We start from the raw sequence: 18,000 nt of genomic DNA, 5'->3' as shown, positions 1-18,000 counted from the left end.
AACCTCTCTTTTAGTTTGAAAACCTGCACAAACTTTGCTAAAATTCTTCTATGAAAGAGGGAACTGCTATGAGTCGTTATATCGTAACAATTTGCTGGAGCATTGTTTATATGTTAATCGTCGGTTTTATTGCCGCACCTTTAACACAAAATGTTTTTAACTTGGGCGAAGCTGCGATTGTTGGTTTAATTTTTGGAGTGTTATTCGCTGCCATTATTCCAACTATTACCGCCCACTCAAGTAAAGATAAGAGCAAGTATTCTAAGCTTAAATAAAATAGATCAATAGTAAAAGCCATTAACGCAAATGCGTTAATGGCTTTTCTTATTGCAATAAAAAGTTTGGTTTGCAATCGACTTGAGGTTTAGCTTCAGTCAAAAATTCTTGAAACATTTGAACATAATCTTTAGCAAGAATTGATGTGATTTTTTCGGGAGCATAACCCGGATAAAATCCTCCGCCCATTGCGCGGTAATTATTGACAGCTAAATAATACGTTTTTTTATCTTTAATTGGTTGACCATTTAATTCAAGCTTAGTCAATCGGTGGCCCGGTTTTTTCTTAATGTCTGCCTGATAATTAATAGGATAAAAGATATCAAAATTAAATAATTGATCACGCTTAGCAGATAAAAAAGTGACTTGTCCCTTAGCGTCTTTTGTTAAAAAGGATAAGCTATATTCAATAATCTCACGTAGTTCTTGGCCAGTAAGCTTAACTTTGCATAACTGGTTTGCGTACGGGTAATTTAATAAAATATCACGCATGGTGACACTTTTGCCAAAGCCCTTAGCTGTATCGCTCATAACAGCAGTCGCAGAAACATCAGCATGAGTAAAATATAGTTGCATTTGCTGCAGAAGGTTGACAAATGGTGCTCCTTTGATGCGAGCTTGCTCGGCATTATTAATTGGTGCCGGTTGAGCAAGCTTAGCAACAGGTTGATCTAGCCAAATTTGCGTTTCTTTATTCAAGGTCGCCGCTAGTTTGATTATTTCTGGATCAGGAGCAAAGTCTTTAGCATCAATCAACGAAGCCGTTTTTGTCTTAATTTTTCTTGTTTGCTCATCAATTTCAAGAACAACTTTTCCCACCGCTTCTCCGCGATAACCCGGTTGTACAATCGCGGTATCATGGGCTACTAGGCTCATTCGGAGATGCTGGTGCCCAGTTAGCATGATATCGATTTCTGGAATTTGCGTTAATATTTGGTAACCTTCATTCTCCCCCGTTGCTGGTTCAGTTATCTGACCTGATTCTGGATCCTTTTCAAAACCGCCATGATATAAAACTGTTAAGACATCAACTTGAGGCCGCAATAATTGCGCATAATAACTTGCTTGCTCATAGGCAGAAGCAAACCGTAAGCCAGCGACATGCGCTGCCGATTCCCAGCTAGGGACCTTTTGCGTTGTCAAACCAATTAGTCCGATTTTTAGCCCATTTTTTTCAATAATCAAATAATCATTGCCAAAAGCCGGTTGGTTAGTCGTCTGATCCAAGATGTTACTATTCACGATTGGACTGAAATTATGACTAAGAAAATATTTGAGATAATCAAGCCCATAGTTAAAATCATGATTCCCTAGACAACGGGCATCATAGCCAATTGCTTGGTCAAAAGCTAAGTACTTAGACAAAGCACGGTAATTCTTAACCGAATGAACATAAGAGGCAAGTGGTGATCCTTGTAAGTAATCACCCGCATCCGTTAGAATGACATTTTCTTTTCCATAACGAGCTTGCTCGGCTTTAAAGATTGCACTCACCCTAGCTAACCCAATTGGTGCATCAGTGTCATGCTGGTTTTGATAATCAGTTGGCAAAATATAACCATGAATATCGCTTGAACTCAAAAATACTAGTTTCATTATTTACCTTTCCCGTGGCAATTAAATAATTTTAGGTAAAAAAAAGACACCACATAATAGGTGCCCTTTTTAATTAGTTGTTGTCGCTTGCGTTAGTTTCACTAACAACTTGACGACCCTTGTAATAACCTTTAGGTGAAACGCGATGACTTAAACGATATTCACCAGTAGTTGCATCATAGTGCATTGCTGGAACAGCTAACTTGATATGGCCACGACGTGAACGTTTCTTTTGCTTAGAAGTATGTCTCTTAGGAACTGCCATTTATTTGATCTCCTTTATTGTAGAATTACGTTTTTAGGTCACTAATAAAAGAGTGCCTAAAACACTTCACGTTTGTTAATGATACTATTGTATCTTAAATAAATCAAGATATATTAGTTATTCTTATCTTGATTATGTCCGTTTGAACCACAAAACCAACCAATGAGGACACCAATAATAATCATGATAACCAAAATAATTATCAATGGCACTTTCACATTAAATAAGCCAAAATTGATGGCCACATTGTTGGTATTGAGAACAACAAAGATTACTGCCAAAAGGCAAAGGATTAAAATCAATACCATTTTAATTTGTCGAGTTTTATCTTTCATTGTTCTGCACTACTTTCTTGATGCAAACTTAAGCGATAATTCATCTCCAATTGCTGGAAACAGATTATAAAGTTTAGCTAAAAATGCAAGACTTAGCGGCAAATTCAATTCGCGCTTATTGCTGCCAAAGAAATGGACAACTTGCCAGGCCACATCATCGGGATCCAGCATATAGCGCTCAACATTTTTAACGTAATTACCACTCTTATCAGCAATATTAAAGAAATTAGTGTAAACCGGTCCCGGGTTAACCGTCATTACTTTAACACCAAAAGGCTTTAGCTCAAGCCGTAAAACATTAGAAAACTGAATAACGGCAGCTTTTGATGCACTATAAGCAGCAGATTTAACGGTTGGCATCTTACCAGCCATTGAGCCAAAGTTGATTATTTGACCAGTTTTTTGATCCATCATTAGCCTGCCAATCAGTCTAGTGAAGTACATTAAACCTAATACATTGACCTGGAACATCGCAGTTACTTCACGCCGATCCATTTCGACGAAATTCTCGAACTTGCCAAAGCCAGCACAATTTACCAAATAATCAACATGTTTTGTTACCTTAACGATATTATTAAAAGCAGCATCGATTTGCTCACTTTCACCCATGTCAGTAGCAAAAATATAGGTAGGAGCACCTGATAATTCATGTGCCTCAGCGGCTACTTTCTCCAGTTTATTTTTATTTCTGGCAATTAAGATAACAGTAGCGCCGCGACCCGCACTTTCTAAAGCAATTGAATGTCCAATTCCACTAGAAGCACCGGTAACAACAACAACTTTATTTCTTAATGAATCACTCATTTCTTCTCACCTTTCATCGGAATTATAACTCGATCAAAATCATTTGCTAGCTTGGTATTAGGAAATATTTTTACAGCCTGATTCTCTAGTTTTTTGGCTTTAGCACCTAGATATCTAGCAGAGATATGGTCCAAATACAACCGCTTTACTCCATTATCGCGCGCAATCTTTGCAGCTTCAACTGCTGTTGAATGATAATAAGAACGAGCTAAATCAGCTTCATGGCCAGCAAAAGTCGATTCATGGACCAGTACATCAGCATTTTTGGCGAGTTGGGCAATCACAGGAGTTGAACGCGTATCATAGATTATAGTAACTATTCTACCAGCTTTATTTGGACCTAAAAAATCATTTCCATCTAATATTGTCCCATCATCCAAGGTAATAGTCTCGCCATTCTTTAGTTTACCAAGTAATGGCCCATTAGGTATATTATATTGCGTTAATTTGTCCATTAAAAGTTCGCCTTGATGTGCATCCTCGACAACCCGGTAACCAAAACTGGGAACGCGATGGGCTAATTTTTCGGCATAAACCTTAAACCCTTGTCCTTGAAAAATTAAACCGCCCTCTTCCAAGGCAACAAACTTTATGGGGTATGAAACCTTTGTCCGCGAAATTTTTAAAGCAGTCCTTACAAATTGCTCTAAACCTGGAGGACCATAGATTGTTATCGGACCGACATCACCCTGAAATGATCTAGTTGCGAGTAACCCTGGCAAGCCAAAAATATGATCACCATGATTATGGGAGATGAAAATTTTAGTGACCTTCCGTAAACGAATATTAGTCCGTAAAATTTGGTGTTGTGTTGCCTCACCAACATCAAATAACCAAATTTCATTAATTTCATCTAACATTTTAAGCGCAATGCTTGAGACGTTACGCTGTTTTGATGGTTGGCCTGCCCCTGTACCTAAAAATTGTAATTCCATATAATTCCTATTCTAAAATTTAGCGTGCTCAACAATTGTTTTGACAATGAAAGCACTGTAATACTTCGATCCTACTGGCGTTGGGTGGGTTTGATCTTCATAAAACCAGTTAGAATGCGCTTGCGAATGATTATACCAGTTAATAACTGTTAAATTGTGGTAGCGCTTAGCTGCAGTTTGCAAAGTTTTGTTTACCTGATTTTGCCAAGGCTTATTTGGAACATGAGTATTCACCCAAAATACTTGTCTTTTTGGACCAATTTCAGTCATCAAATGATCTAAATCTGACATTGGAAATGGGCCATTTGTCCCTAAGGCAATTAAGACATTATTAGCTAAAACTTTTTGCAATTTATATTGGTTAATTAGCCCAAACGCCACCGATAATTGCCTGGAAACGGCCGCATCAATGACGGCTTTAGGCATTAATTTAGCTAAATCATTACTTGAGCCTGCCATCACTGAATCACCAATTGCAGTCAATGGCACCTGATGAGCCAATTGTAAATCAACCTGACTAATGCCGAATTTTTTGAATGATTTATTTACCGGGTGTTTCTTAGCTGAACGTTTAGCCTGAGCAATCAGCTTAGTAGCCCTCGGTCCCTTAGTATTTGATTTCTTCAGCTTAGCAATTAAGGTCTTATTTTCCCTGCTTTGCCGTTGTTGATTAGCACTAATTCGCTGTGCTAACTGTGATTTATTATAATCTTCGGCTCTTGCTGTTGGCGAAACAAGAATTGCGACACTACCAATTACAAAAATTAAGCAGGCAATAACGGCCTTAATTTGAGGGGCATTACTTTCTCTTGTTTTATCAAAAAGACTATCTAAGTAATTCTTAGTTTTTGCCCACGTCACCTTACCCAATGGCTTTTCAATCACACGGTAGGACATTTCACTCAAAATCAAAATTAAGCAAATTTCAATTAGACGGTACAGCAAAACATGATCTGCCATATTAGTTACTTTATCTTCAAAAAAGATCATTACGGGAAATTGGTAAAGATAAATACCGTAACTCCTAGAGCCAATCCAGTTAAAAAGTGGGTTAGTTAGCCAGTTATTCCAATGGCTACAAGGATGTGCGATAATTCCAACCAATAAAACCGTAAAAACAGTAAATAAGAGCATCCCACCATAATAAGGAAAAGCATTTTCCGGATTCATCAACGGACTAAAAAATAAAAAGACCATAGCAAGAAGCGAGATTAGTCCACTAATGTCGAGCAAATTAGCATCAATTCGCTCGATTTTAGCCTTTAATTTATCCATTGGCCAGATTACAGCTAAACTGGCACCAAGTCCCAGTGAAAAGAATCTTGTATCAGTGCCATAATAGATCCGGTTTAAATCGACACCGGTTTTATACATGATTGCCATTTCTAGTGCCGATAACATTGAGACGCTAAATAGAATCCAAAAAGTGTTTTCCCGTTTTTTACTAAATTTAACCAGCAAAAAGATCACTAATGGCCACAAAAAATAGAATTGTCCGTTAATCGACATTGTCCATAAATGCACGAAAGGCGATTCATTGGCGGCAAAACGCTCAAAATAACTTTGACCATTTAAAATCTGCCAAAAATTATAAACATTTAACAGATTCGTTATCACAATCTGACTCAACTTAGCCAATAAATTTCGCTGAAAGACAAAAATATAAGCGGCACAAAGCCATAATAGCGCAATTAAAGGCGGATAAAGCTTTTTCAGCCTTTTTAAATAAAAATTCTTGTTATCAAAAAAGCCGTGATCATCATATGCCTTAAGCATTTGGCAGGTAACTAAGTATCCTGATAATACAAAAAAAATCGGTACCCCAAGATAACCACCAACAAAAGTATTAGGATCAAGATGATATAAAATCACCCCAATAACTGCTAACGCCCTAAGTCCAGAATATCCTGTAATAAACCGATTTTTTGCCATATTTCTACTTTTCTTTTTAATTATTATTGGACAAATTCAAAATTGAACGTGCCAATTATTACATCGTCGCCGTCAACGGCTCCTTTTTCACGCAATGCTTCATCTACACCCAGGTTCTTCAATTTGCGTGCTAAACGTAAGACACCATCTTGGTAATCAAGGTTCGTTCGTTCAACTAGTCGTTCTAAACTCTCACCTTTAATTTCAAAAACATGATCTTCAAGTTTAGTAATCGTAAATTCGTTTTTCTTAGGCGCCTGGTATTTGTATTCCTTTACGCCAGCTGCCGGCTTGACTTCCTTTTCAGCCTGCTTGCTTTCTACTTCCGCCACTACCGTTGCAGTATCTTGCATTAATTGGCTAACGCCCTGATGAGTTACGCTTGAAATTGCATAAACAGGCTGGTCAATCCCAGCTTGGCTAAGTTCTTTTTTAAACTCCGCCAATTTTTCAGCCGAATTAGGCAAATCCAGTTGAGTTGCAACAATTAACTCACGCTTTTCCTTTAGGCTTTGGTCGTAAAGCAATAATTCTTTACGGATCTTTTGGTAATCCTCTAAAGGATCTCGGCCATTTTCAGGATCCATTGAAACCAAGTGTAAAATTACTTTGGTTCTTTCAATGTGACGTAAGAATTGAATTCCAAGGCCAACTCCCTGACTAGCACCCTCAATTAATCCTGGCAAATCAGCCATTGAAAAATCACGGCCATCTGGCAAAATCACCATGCCCAAATTAGGAGTTAAAGTAGTGAACGAGTAAGCTGCAATCTTAGGCTTTGCCTTAGTAACTACTGAAAGCAGCGTTGACTTCCCAACTGAAGGAAAACCGACAAGACCAACATCAGCTAAAACCTTTAGTTCTAACCGCAAAACTCGGTCTTCACCCGGTTCACCATTTTCAGCAATTTCTGGTGCAGTATTTACACTCGTAGCAAAATGAATATTGCCACGACCACCACGACCACCGCGGGCAACAACAAGCTCTTGCTTATTTTTAGTCAAATCGCCAATTTCTTCATTGGTATTAAAATCATATACGGTAGTTCCGACAGGAACACGAAGATATAAATCTTTGGCACCGCGACCATATTGTGACTTAATACGGCCATTTTCACCGCTCTCAGCTTTAAACTTACGCCGATAGCGAAAATCCATTAGGGTTCTTAAGCCACTATCAGCTACAAAAATGATACTACCGCCACGGCCACCGTCTCCACCAGCGGGTCCGCCATTTGGAACGTACTTTTCATGGCGGAAAGCAACCATGCCATCCCCGCCTTTACCGGCTTGGACTTCAATCTTGGTTTGATCGACAAATGTAGGCATGCAAATTCTCCTTCCGTCTGCTCTAACTTTAAATACTATACCACAAAAGGCTTATTTTTCGTGGGAAAATTACCGGTTATAATGTCAATTTAACCGTCTGTGCTTGGGGCAGAGTTAAACCAGCATCACATAACTGTTCAACCGATGCCTCTTTAATTTTTTTCAATGAACCGAAAGTGCGCAATAATTTATTACGACTCTTAGGTCCGATGCCCTTAATTGAATCAAGTTTACTTGACAGTGCGTTTTTAGCATGTGTTCGGCGATGAAATGTAATCGCAAAGCGGTGAACTTCATCCTGAATCCGGGTCATCAAATAAAATCCCTGTGACTTTGGATCCATCGGAATTAATTTCATCGGTACCCCATTAATGGGATCCCCATAAAGCAAGTGGTTAGTCCGGTGCTTGTCATCCTTTACCATCCCCGCAACGGGGATATTAAGATTAAGTTCGTTATGTAAAATATCTTCACACGCATCAACTTGAATTTGTCCACCATCCATTAGGATCAAATCAGGCATTGGTTTATGCTCACGTAAAAGCCGACTATAGCGTCTTCGCACAACTTCACGCGTATTGCGAACCTCGTCGCCCCCATTTTGGTGTTCAACTTCACCCTTTAACTTATACTTACGGTATGAATTCTTATCGGGCTCGCCGTCTTTGAATACAACTAACGCTGAAACTGGATCGGTTCCTTGAATATGTGAGTGGTCAAAACTTTCAATAACATGTCCGTATGGCAACCCTAGAGCAGCAAAAATCTCTTTTTGTGCTCCCTTAGTTTTACGATTGCCTAATTCTAACAAACGGAACTTGTCGTCTAATTTCAACTTGGCATTTTCTTTTGCCATTGATAATAAAGACCGCTTTTGTCCCCTTTTGGGTGTCCTAACAGGAACCTTGAGCACTTCGCTGAGTGCCTCATTATCAATTCCAGCAGGAACTAAAACCTCTTTGGGAAGAACACGATTTTTTTGGCCATAGAATTGAACAATAAATGAGGTAAAAGTGTCTTCCGGATCCCCAGTGTCCGTCAAAGGATACATTCTAGTTTCTCTTCGAAGCAGCTTTGCTTGCCGAAGAAAAAAGATCTGAATTGAAATCCAAGATTTATCGACATAAAAATTAAAGATATCACGCTGTGTATTATCATTGGAGATGATTTTTTGTTTTTCAACTGTTTCTTCAATGTATTTCAATTGATCACGAATTTCCGCAGCACGCTCAAATTCAAGATTCTGTGATGCTGCAACCATTCTTTGATTCAATTCTTGTTTAACACGCCCGATATCACCATTTAAAAAGCTCTTAATTTTTTTAATTTGGGCGCTATAAACTGACTTAGGGACGGTCTTAAAACACGCACCTAAGCATTGACCCATATGATAATAAAGGCACGGTCTTTTCTGCCGCCCATTGCAGCGTCTTAAAGGATAAACCTTCTGAATAAACTTCAATGTTGCTTGCGCCGCGTATACATTTGGGTATGGTCCAAAATAATAACCGCCATCTTTTCTGACAATACTTGTCAGCTTAGTCTGTGGATCACGTTCATTGGTAATTTCAATGTAAGGATAGCCTGTTCCCTGTTTTAATTGCACATTATAATATGGTTGGTATTTTTTAATTAAAGTAACTTCAAGCAGAAAAGATTCCTTGTCAGTTGAAACCGTGATTATATCATAGTCACGAATTTCTCTAACCAGATCAGCTCGTCTACCTACTTGCTTACTTTTAAAATAAGACCGTACCCGGTTTTTTAGATTTTTTGACTTGCCAACATAGATGACCTTACCATTAATATCTTTCATTAAATAACAGCCGGGTTTTGCTGGGAGAAGTTTCAATTTATTTTCAATTAATTCTGATGCCAAAAAATCACTCCTTCCCAAAATTTGCTCTATCAATTTTACCACAAAATGCGAACTAATGATTTTTTAATGACCACAATCTAAGACTGGATAATAAAATGACGGTTAAATCGAACCAGAATATTACTGGCTTGTTAACCGCTTATTTATTATAATGATGATAATTAATGAAAGGAACGAAAATATGGGCTTAACATTTAAAAAACAAGATGAATTAGAAAAGTTATTCGATAAATTTGCTACTGTTCCTAAGGATAAAAAGAAAAAGCTTAGTAAGAAAGACAGCAAAGAAAAGAGTAAATAAAAATGACTCTCTAAGAAGGAGAGTCATTTTTATTTTATAAATTTTGCTCGATCCAATCCCATACTTCTTTTACATGGGTCTTTTTAACTGCACTATAAGTAAGTACACTAACATTGTCATAAGCTAAATCTAGCTTCTTGTTCAAATTAGCTATTACCTTGTTTTCCTGGCTCTTTTTAACTTTATCAATTTTGGTACAAATAACTAAAATTGGTAAATTCAAGTATAAAGCATAATTATACATTGCAACATCATCTTTTGTTGGTTCATGACGTGAATCAGTTAAAAGAATTAACCCTTGAAGGTTTTCCCTTGTTTCCAAGTAGTCCTGAATCATCTCACCAAACTTTTGTCGTTGCACCTGCGAAACTTTCGCATAGCCATACCCCGGCACATCAACCAAATAAAAATCCTGATTGACAACGTAAAAGTTTAGTGTCTGGGTTTTACCTGGCTGTGATGATGTTCTTGCCAAATTTTTGCGACCTAACAGTGAATTAATCAAGCTAGACTTACCCACATTTGACCTTCCTGCCAAGGCAATCTCAGGCAAATTATCTTTAGGGTATTGTTCTTCTTTTACCGCACTAATTGCATAATCGCTACTTTTAATGATCATTTGCTGCCTTAACTTCTTGGGTGTCCTCGCTAGCTCTCCGAGTTACTCGTGGTTCTGCGTTTTTAGTAATTACATCCTTAGTCACTTCGACTTTTTCAATATCTGGATCACTAGGTGTCTGATACATAATGCTCATCATTGCATTTTCAATTATTGTTCTCAGTCCACGCGCACCCATATTTCTTTCGATTGCTAAATCGGCAATAGCACTCAGTGCGCTGTCAGAAAAGTCGAGTTCAACTTGGTCAAGCGACAATAACTTCTTGTATTGTTTTACCAACGCATTCTTAGGCTCAGTCAATATTCTAACTAAGTCTTTTTGATTTAATTTATCTAAGGTGGTAATAATTGGAATTCGGCCAACAAATTCTGGAATCATTCCAAATTTAACTAAATCACCGGTAGTTAAATGCTTCGTCCATGAATCATCTTTAGTTTTGTTTAACTTGTTTTCGGCACTAAAACCAATAATCTTTTTGCCCATACGGCCTTTGACAATTTGTTCAATACCATCAAAAGCTCCACCAACGATAAACAAAATATTGGTGGTATCAATTTGAATTAATTCTTGTTGTGGGTGTTTACGACCACCTTGTGGTGGAACTGAAGCAACAGTGCCTTCTAAAATCTTTAGAAGTGATTGCTGAACCCCTTCACCAGAAACATCACGTGTAATCGAGACATTTTCTGATTTTTTTGAAATTTTATCAATTTCATCGATATAAACGATTCCACGTTCAGCACGTTCAATATCATAATCTGCATTTTGCAACAATTTCAGCAGAATGTTTTCGACATCTTCACCGACATAACCAGCTTCAGTCAAGGTAGTAGCGTCAGCAATGGCAAACGGAACATCCAAAATTCGGGCTAAAGTTTGTGCCAGATAAGTTTTACCTGAGCCAGTTGGACCAATGAGTGCAATATTTGATTTTTGCAATTCGGTTGAAGAATCAACATCCATTTGACTAATCCGTTTATAATGATTATAAACGGCTACTGATAAAACTTTTTTTGCGCTTTCTTGTCCAATTACATATTGATCAAGCTGCTTTTTTATTTCCATTGGTTTCGGAAGGTCTCTAGCCTTTTTTAATGAATCTGACTTTAACTCATCATCAATAATTTTCTTTGACAAGTCGACACATTCATTACAAATATAAACTCCGTTACCAGCAATCATTTTTTTAACTTGATCCTGTGTTTTATCACAAAAAGAACATTTAATTTCTTCCTGATCAGTAAACTGTGATGCCATTATATTCCTCCTCATATCTACAAGAATAAGAGTATCATACATCGAGCGTATTGCTTGAATAATTTGCTTGTAGAAAAATAAAAAGGCAGTTCAATAACCACCTTTTTACCTAGATTTTAAATCCTATCATTTTTTAGATTTTTTATCATCTTTTTTGCTTTTGGATTTAGCAACTTGTTTTGCGTTATCAGCTACAAGATCGATGGCTTTACGAACGTTGATGTCATGAGATAGCATCTCATCAGTTAAGGTGTTGCGAACAGTCTTTTCATCCATATTGTATTCGCCAGCAAGATCTTTGATTTCATTATCAATCTCTTCTTTAGAAGCCTTGATATCCTCTTTCTTAACAATTGCTTCAAGAACCAAGTTGGTCTTAACTCTTTCAGCTGCATCCTTACTAAATTGAGCACGTAATTGGTCCTCAGTAGTATTAGTAAGCTTGTAGTATGTCTGTGGGTCAATACCTTGACGTTGCATATTACCCAAATATTGATTCATTTGTGTATTAACATCTTCTTGAATCATTGCATCAGGAATTTCATCAATTTTGGCATTCTTTACTGCACCTTCAACTGCTGCTTGTTCAATTGCGTCTTTAGCAGCTTCTTCTTTCTTAGACTTTAGGTCTTTCTTGATCTTTTCCTTCAAGTCATCAAGAGTGTCAACCGAATCATCAACATCTTTAGCAAACTCATCATCAAGTTTAGGCAATTGCTTTGATTTAACTTCATGAATCTTGGTAGCAAAATGGGCTTCTTTCCCAGCTAAATCCTTTGCACTATAATCTTCCGGGAAAGTAACAACAACATCTACTTCATCGCCAGCCTTATGACCAATTAATTGATCTTCAAAGCCGGGGATAAAGGTATTTGAACCAAGTTCGAGAGCATAGTCTTCTGCAGAGCCGCCATCAAAGGCCTTATCATCAATAGTACCCTTGTAATCAATAGTTAGAGTATCACCCTTAGCAGCTGCACTCTTCTTAAGGACGAGTTCAGCATTCTTTTCACGCTCTTTGTTAAGCTCAGCATCAATGTCTTTAGCATAAACACGTGTGTTTTGCTTGGGTACTTCTATTCCCTTGTAATCGCCTAATTCAACTTCTGGTTCAACGGTAACCGTGGCTTTCATCGTCCAGTTTTTGCCCTTTTCCATTGAATCCGGAATAATTTGAGGTTGACCAACAGCAGAAATTCCAGCTTCTTTGATAGCAGCTGCATATGCGTTGGGCAAAACAAGGTTTAAAGCGTCTTCGTATAGAGCTTCTTCACCATAGTATTGATCAAAAATAACACGGGACACGTGACCCTTTCTAAAGCCAGGAACACGCAAATTTTTCTTTACTCTTTTGAATGCTTGATCTAATCCAAGCTTCACCTCAGCTTGGGAAATATCAAAAGTAAGTTCGCCAGTAGTTTTACCGGTTTTATTCCATTTTACAGACATTAATTAAATACCTCCAATGTCAAGTTAAACTGCATCGTTACATACTAAATTATCTTACATTAAACGCTCGTAAAAAACAAATTTAGACAAAAAAAATGTACTTCTATGAAGAAGTACATCTTTTTAAACTGTTTCTTCGAACTAGTCAAGAATTTCAGTAACTTGACCAGCACCAACAGTACGACCACCTTCACGGATAGTGAATTTAGTACCCTTTTCAATGGCTGCTGGCTTGATTAACTTAACAGTAAATTCTGTGTTATCACCAGGCATAACCATTTCAGTACCTTCTGGCAATTCAATTTCACCAGTAATATCAGTAGTGTGGAAATAGAATTGTGGACGGTAGTCTGAGAAGAATGGAGTGTGACGTCCGCCTTCTTCCTTCTTCAAGACATAAACTTGACCCTTAAACTCGCGGTGAGTTTGAATCGAACCAGGTGCTGCCAAAACTTGACCACGAACAACTTGATCACGGTCAATACCACGAAGCAATACACCAACGTTATCGCCGGCTTCACCTAAATCTAAAGTCTTGTGGAACATTTCCAAACCGGTAACAACTGACTTAAGAACTTTGTCAACTAAACCAACAATTTCAATTTCGTCGCCGACTTTAACAGTACCACGGTCAATACGACCTGAGGCAACAGTACCACGACCAGTAATAGTGAAAACATCTTCAACTGGCATTAAGAATGGCTTATCAGTTTGACGTTCTGGAGTTGGAATGTATTCATCAACTGTGTCCATTAACTTCATGATAACTTCTTGTTGTTCCTTGTCGCCTTGTAAAGCTTTCAATGCTGAACCACGGATAACAGGAACATCATCACCTGGATAATCGTATTCAGTCAACAAGTCACGAACTTCCATTTCAACTAAGTCGATCAATTCTGGATCGTCAACTAAATCGGTCTTGTTTAAGAAGACAACGATGTAGTTAACACCAACTTGACGAGCAAGCAAAATGTGTTCACGAGTTTGAGGCATAGGACCATCAGTTGCAGCAACAACCAAGATAGCACCATCCATTTGTGCGGCACCAGTAATCATGTTCTTGATGTAGTCAGCGTGACCTGGAGCATCCATGTGAGCGTAGTGACGTTTTTCAGTTTCGTACTCTACGTGAGCGGTATTGATAGTAATACCACGTTCTTTTTCTTCTGGAGCTGCATCGATTTCTGAATAATCTTCAGCCTTTGCCAAGCCCTTTTCTGATAAAACTTTAGTAATAGCCGCTGTTAAAGTGGTCTTACCATGGTCAACGTGACCGATGGTACCAATGTTTACGTGTGGCTTTGTTCTAACGTAATGTTCTTTTTCTGCCATTAAAATGACCCTCCTGTAAATTTGCAAGAAGTCCGTTGAGTAAGTAACGGATAGTTCTCTGTTGAATATTGTACTACTTTCATTGGCAAATGCCTAGTATTTTAATGCATAGAGCCATGCCTAATGAAAACGTCCTTTGATATTATACTAAATACGAAAAAAAAGTAAAGACTTTTTATCTAAATTATTTCGGCAAACTATGATCGATTCGCACGAACAGGTCCTGGTTTGCGCGCCCATCATGATGATCAATATAAGAAGCTAAGTCACTAGCGAAACTGTCAGGCTCTGTAATATATTTCGGCAATACCGGATATAAGCTGCCTAAAATTAGATTGACCTCGCCTAAAACGGCTGGCAATTGGCTAGGACGATGATAATACCGTGAGCCAATCCCCGAAACAACTTCACGGTATATCGGATCTTTTTCCAATAAATTGATTTTAGCGGGAACAAATTTTTCTTGTTGACCTAGCACTAAAACCGTAAATTCCGTTTTAAGCTGCAGCCGGGCTAAATCTTCGCACAAAACCAAACGAACGGCGAAGTTTAAACTCGGATCAAGCAATAAGCTTTGCGCGAAAGTCGTAAAATGCTCAGGATTCAGCTTAAATAATTGTTCATAATCAAATTTAGTTGGCTGGTTCTTTTGTCTGAATTGCTGCATTATTTGTTGCTGCTCAGTTTCAGAAATGGGCTCTACTTCAATAATCCACTCGTCCTGACTTAATTTTTGGACTTGGAGAGCTTCAATTAGAAAATGATTGGCCCGCAAAATTTTGCTGTACTCATCAAAGATCGCCTGATTTGAAAATAAATCCTTTTCTTCTTTGATGAGCGTGTACGCAGAATATTCTTGTTTGTCCTTCAAATATAAGTCACACAGCTGCAGAATTACTTCTTGACTATCGCCAGCTCGTAAAGCTTCTTCACAACTTTGGATAGCTAATGAAAAATTACCTTCAGCTTCATTCTTTTTCGCTAACTTTAGCAAATTTTTTTGGCTTAACGTCGTCATCGTTAATCTTTCTTAACTATTCTTTGACCAGTTTTATTGACATCAACGGGATGATGTTCCTTGGTTTTACCATTCTCGTTTTTATTGCCACGTTTTTGCATAGCTCGATGGCGATTTTGGTTAACCTCCATAACAACTGGTAAAACTACCGGACGACGATTAGTCTTTTTGTATAAAAACTTTTCAAGATCGTTTCTAACATCTTGCTTAATTTCCGTCCAGTCGAACTTTTTGTGTTCAAAATTATTTTTGATAGTGGTCTTAATCAGTTCAATACTGTCATGCATTAGCTTATGATTTGCTTTAATGTAAACAAATCCCCTGCTAGTGACTTGTGGCTGCGCAATAATTTTCTTTTTACGCCGATCAATTGTAACTACAGCAATAAAGATGCCATCGTCAGATAACACTTCACGGTCACGCAAAACAATATTACCAACATCACCAATTCCCGAGCCATCAATCATGATGTCTTCTCCCGGCACTGGGTTTGTTAGATGGAATTTGTGCTGCTTAAAGTCATAGTCTAAACAATCGCCATTTTTAGTAATCAAAATATTTTCTTTGGCAATTCCAGCTCTAATTGCCAAGTTTTTATGAACTTCCATTAAGCGGTATTCACCTATAACTGGGATCAAGAATTGCGGCTTCAAAATATCAATTAGCATTTGCAAGTCGCGTCCAGTTGCATGTCCACTGGTATGCTTAGCTCTTCCAAGCTCAATAACTGTTCCGCCAGCGCGATAAACCAAATCACTAGTTTGAGCTACAACTGTTTCGACAGAATGTGAAGGCGTCGTAGCAATAAAGACTAAGTCGCCTTCATGAATCGTAATCATGCTATGCCGCTTTTTAGCCATCTTCTGTAATGAGTTTAGCGGTTCACCCATTTGACCAGTTTCAAGAATGACAACTTTATCATCCGGCGTCGTCTTTAAATCTTTTACCCGAATTAAGAGATTCTTTGGTACTTTTAGATACCCTAAGTCCATGGCAGTTCTAACTATTTTGGCAACATCACGTCCTGTTAAAAGAACATGTCTACCAGTTTTATGAGCGCCATTTAAAACTTCCTGTATTCTGATTAAATTAGATGCCTTAGCTGCAACAATGACGCGTCCCTTAGCATTGCGAAAAACATTAGTGACATAATCGCCAATTTCTTGCTCGGAAACATTAGGAAATGATGCTTCTGCGTTAGAAGAATCACTGAGTAGTGCCAAAACTTTCTTTTGTGAAATCTCAGCTAAACGATCCAAATCTGTTCGATATTTCGGTGTCGCTGATGGATCAAATTTAAAGTCGCCGGTATATACAACCTCGCCAGCTGGCGTATGAACATCAATACCAAGTGAATCTGGAATTGAATGAGTTGTATGGAAAAATGAAATATTAGCATTTTTAAACTCGATTTCAGTTTCAGCATCAATAACATGAAACAGACTATTTTTCAGCCGTTTATTTTCCCGCTTAACCGTAATCTTTGCGAGCTCGATTGTTAATTGCGAACCAAAAACAGGTATATCATATTTGCGTAAAATATATGGCAACGCACCAATTGAATCTGCGTGTCCATGAGTTAAAAAAATGCCGACAACCTGATCACCATATTGTTCAAAGAAATCAAGATCTGGAATTACCAAATCTATTCCAAATAATGAACTATCAGGGTATTTTAGGCCGGCATCAAGAACAAAAATTTCGTCATTAACTTGAACGGCGAACATGTCTTTTCCTTGCTCACGAACACCGCTCAAAATCATTATCTTAACTTGATCAGTCATTTTATTTCCTTCTCTTTTTTGCTATTCAGTTGTTAATTTATGGATCAGCGTGATCACAACGTAAAAAGTACCTTTTTTTATTCTAGCATAAAATGCATTTATGACAAAAATAAAAAGCCAGTTCTTTTATAGAACTGACTTCTTAATAATTATTTTTGCGATTAACGACGCAAACCTAACTTCTTGATTAATTCACGGTAACGATTAATATCGTTATCTTGTAAATAACGAAGTAAATTACGACGGTGACCAATCTTCTTGAGCAAACCAACATATGAGTGGTGGTCATGAGAGTGTTGTCTCATGTGTTCAGTTAAATTGTTAATATCTTTAGTTAGGATAGCAACTTGTACTTCGGTTGAACCAGTGTCACCTTCGTGAGTAGCAAATTGCTTAATAATTTCATCTTTTTCTGCTTTAGAAATTGCCATAATTTTCACCTTTCAATAAAATAAATTGCCGTTAACAACGTTAACCGTCAGGTGTGAGCGAGCAAACAGCGTTAACGGTTCACAACAATAGTATAATACAGATTATTTTTTTAAAAAGCAAGCATAATTTGTCTTGCATCTGCATTTATTCTTCAGTATAATCTATTAAGTAAAATTACGGTCAATGGAGGTGAATTTTATGCCACAAATCAAATCAGCTATTAAGCGTGTTAAAACTCAAGACGCTGCTAGAAAGCGCAATGCTGCTCAAATGTCAGAATTAAGAACTGCTGTTAAGAAGTTCAAGACTGCTCAAGCCGCTGGTGCTGAAAACGCCTCCGAATTACATGTTGCTGCTGCTCGTGCTTTGGACAAGGCTGCTTCAAAAGGTCTTATTCATAAAAACAAGGCTAGCCGTGACAAGAGTCGCTTAGCTAAGTTAGCTAAATAAATTTGAC

At 37.8% G+C, this 18,000-nt stretch carries 18 protein-coding genes; 3 read left to right on the top strand and 15 right to left on the bottom strand.

Translation table 11 applies throughout. The features are described from left to right. The first annotated feature begins 68 nt into the window (after positions 1-68). The gene (locus tag J3U73_RS02170) at positions 69-275 is read left to right on the top strand and encodes a DUF2929 family protein (protein WP_103751574.1); all 207 of its coding nucleotides are present in this window, start codon (positions 69-71) and stop codon (positions 273-275) included. Positions 276-324: 49 nt separating this feature from the next. On the opposite strand, the gene J3U73_RS02165 is transcribed toward J3U73_RS02170, so the two are convergent. The 8 genes from J3U73_RS02165 to uvrC all read right to left on the bottom strand — a co-directional run bounded on the left by J3U73_RS02165 (position 325) and on the right by uvrC (position 9,350). Continuing rightward, positions 325-1,872, bottom strand: coding sequence for a bifunctional metallophosphatase/5'-nucleotidase (locus J3U73_RS02165; RefSeq protein ID WP_267409444.1), 1,548 nt, complete (start codon positions 1,870-1,872; stop codon positions 325-327). 73 nt (positions 1,873-1,945) lie between these two features. Then, complete coding sequence (gene rpmF / locus J3U73_RS02160) at positions 1,946-2,137, bottom strand: 50S ribosomal protein L32 (RefSeq protein WP_046306801.1); 192 nt, start codon at positions 2,135-2,137, stop codon at positions 1,946-1,948. Positions 2,138-2,250: 113 nt separating this feature from the next. After that, positions 2,251-2,472 (bottom strand): lipopolysaccharide assembly protein LapA domain-containing protein, encoded by a 222-nt coding sequence (locus J3U73_RS02155; RefSeq protein WP_103751572.1) that lies wholly within the window; start codon positions 2,470-2,472, stop codon positions 2,251-2,253. 9 nt (positions 2,473-2,481) lie between these two features. Beyond that, complete coding sequence (locus tag J3U73_RS02150) at positions 2,482-3,276, bottom strand: SDR family NAD(P)-dependent oxidoreductase (protein ID WP_103751571.1); 795 nt, start codon at positions 3,274-3,276, stop codon at positions 2,482-2,484. Further along, positions 3,273-4,211, bottom strand: coding sequence for a ribonuclease Z (gene rnz / locus J3U73_RS02145; RefSeq protein WP_220233019.1), 939 nt, complete (start codon positions 4,209-4,211; stop codon positions 3,273-3,275). The genes J3U73_RS02150 and rnz overlap by 4 nt, the downstream gene beginning before the upstream one ends. Positions 4,212-4,223: 12 nt before the next feature. Further along, positions 4,224-6,143 (bottom strand): acyltransferase family protein, encoded by a 1,920-nt coding sequence (locus J3U73_RS02140; RefSeq protein ID WP_267409442.1) that lies wholly within the window; start codon positions 6,141-6,143, stop codon positions 4,224-4,226. A 23-nt stretch (positions 6,144-6,166) separates the two neighbouring features. Further along, a complete protein-coding gene (obgE, locus tag J3U73_RS02135) occupies positions 6,167-7,471 on the bottom strand; it encodes a GTPase ObgE (protein ID WP_220221105.1) in 1,305 nt (434 codons plus the stop codon). A gap of 76 nt (positions 7,472-7,547) precedes the next feature. Further along, positions 7,548-9,350 (bottom strand): excinuclease ABC subunit UvrC, encoded by a 1,803-nt coding sequence (uvrC, locus tag J3U73_RS02130; RefSeq protein ID WP_220269606.1) that lies wholly within the window; start codon positions 9,348-9,350, stop codon positions 7,548-7,550. 181 nt (positions 9,351-9,531) lie between these two features. Between uvrC and J3U73_RS02125 the strand changes: the two genes are divergently transcribed. Beyond that, entirely contained in the window at positions 9,532-9,651 is a 120-nt protein-coding gene (locus J3U73_RS02125) for an SPJ_0845 family protein (RefSeq protein ID WP_258562449.1), read from the top strand. A gap of 34 nt (positions 9,652-9,685) precedes the next feature. On the opposite strand, the gene yihA is transcribed toward J3U73_RS02125, so the two are convergent. The 7 genes from yihA to rpsO all read right to left on the bottom strand — a co-directional run bounded on the left by yihA (position 9,686) and on the right by rpsO (position 17,542). Continuing rightward, positions 9,686-10,270 carry a ribosome biogenesis GTP-binding protein YihA/YsxC gene (gene yihA, locus J3U73_RS02120; RefSeq protein ID WP_103751566.1) on the bottom strand — a complete coding sequence of 195 codons (585 nt, stop codon included), beginning with the start codon at positions 10,268-10,270 and terminating at the stop codon, positions 9,686-9,688. After that, the gene (gene clpX, locus J3U73_RS02115) at positions 10,260-11,528 is read right to left on the bottom strand and encodes an ATP-dependent Clp protease ATP-binding subunit ClpX (protein ID WP_220269604.1); all 1,269 of its coding nucleotides are present in this window, start codon (positions 11,526-11,528) and stop codon (positions 10,260-10,262) included. The genes yihA and clpX overlap by 11 nt, the downstream gene beginning before the upstream one ends. A gap of 126 nt (positions 11,529-11,654) precedes the next feature. Continuing rightward, complete coding sequence (gene tig, locus J3U73_RS02110; RefSeq protein ID WP_267409441.1) at positions 11,655-12,977, bottom strand: trigger factor; 1,323 nt, start codon at positions 12,975-12,977, stop codon at positions 11,655-11,657. Positions 12,978-13,118: 141 nt separating this feature from the next. Continuing rightward, the gene (gene tuf, locus J3U73_RS02105; RefSeq protein WP_267409439.1) at positions 13,119-14,309 is read right to left on the bottom strand and encodes an elongation factor Tu; all 1,191 of its coding nucleotides are present in this window, start codon (positions 14,307-14,309) and stop codon (positions 13,119-13,121) included. A gap of 184 nt (positions 14,310-14,493) precedes the next feature. Further along, a complete protein-coding gene (locus J3U73_RS02100; RefSeq protein ID WP_267409438.1) occupies positions 14,494-15,327 on the bottom strand; it encodes a tetratricopeptide repeat protein in 834 nt (277 codons plus the stop codon). A 2-nt stretch (positions 15,328-15,329) separates the two neighbouring features. Continuing rightward, positions 15,330-17,111, bottom strand: coding sequence for a ribonuclease J (locus J3U73_RS02095; RefSeq protein WP_220221101.1), 1,782 nt, complete (start codon positions 17,109-17,111; stop codon positions 15,330-15,332). A 161-nt stretch (positions 17,112-17,272) separates the two neighbouring features. Further along, positions 17,273-17,542: a 30S ribosomal protein S15 gene (rpsO, locus tag J3U73_RS02090; protein ID WP_046306781.1), complete on the bottom strand. Its 270-nt coding sequence runs from the start codon at positions 17,540-17,542 to the stop codon at positions 17,273-17,275. A 199-nt stretch (positions 17,543-17,741) separates the two neighbouring features. On the opposite strand from rpsO, the gene rpsT reads away from it, so the two are divergent. Beyond that, on the top strand, positions 17,742-17,993 hold the full coding sequence (gene rpsT, locus J3U73_RS02085; protein WP_103751560.1) for a 30S ribosomal protein S20: 252 nt from the start codon (positions 17,742-17,744) through the stop codon (positions 17,991-17,993). Positions 17,994-18,000: the final 7 nt, after the last annotated feature.

Source organism: Lactobacillus sp. B4005 (assembly GCF_026536045.1).
Classification (GTDB): Bacteria; Bacillota; Bacilli; order Lactobacillales; family Lactobacillaceae; genus Lactobacillus; species Lactobacillus panisapium.
Note: the sequence above shows the minus strand (reverse complement) of the source record. Positions and strands in the feature narration are given on the sequence as shown.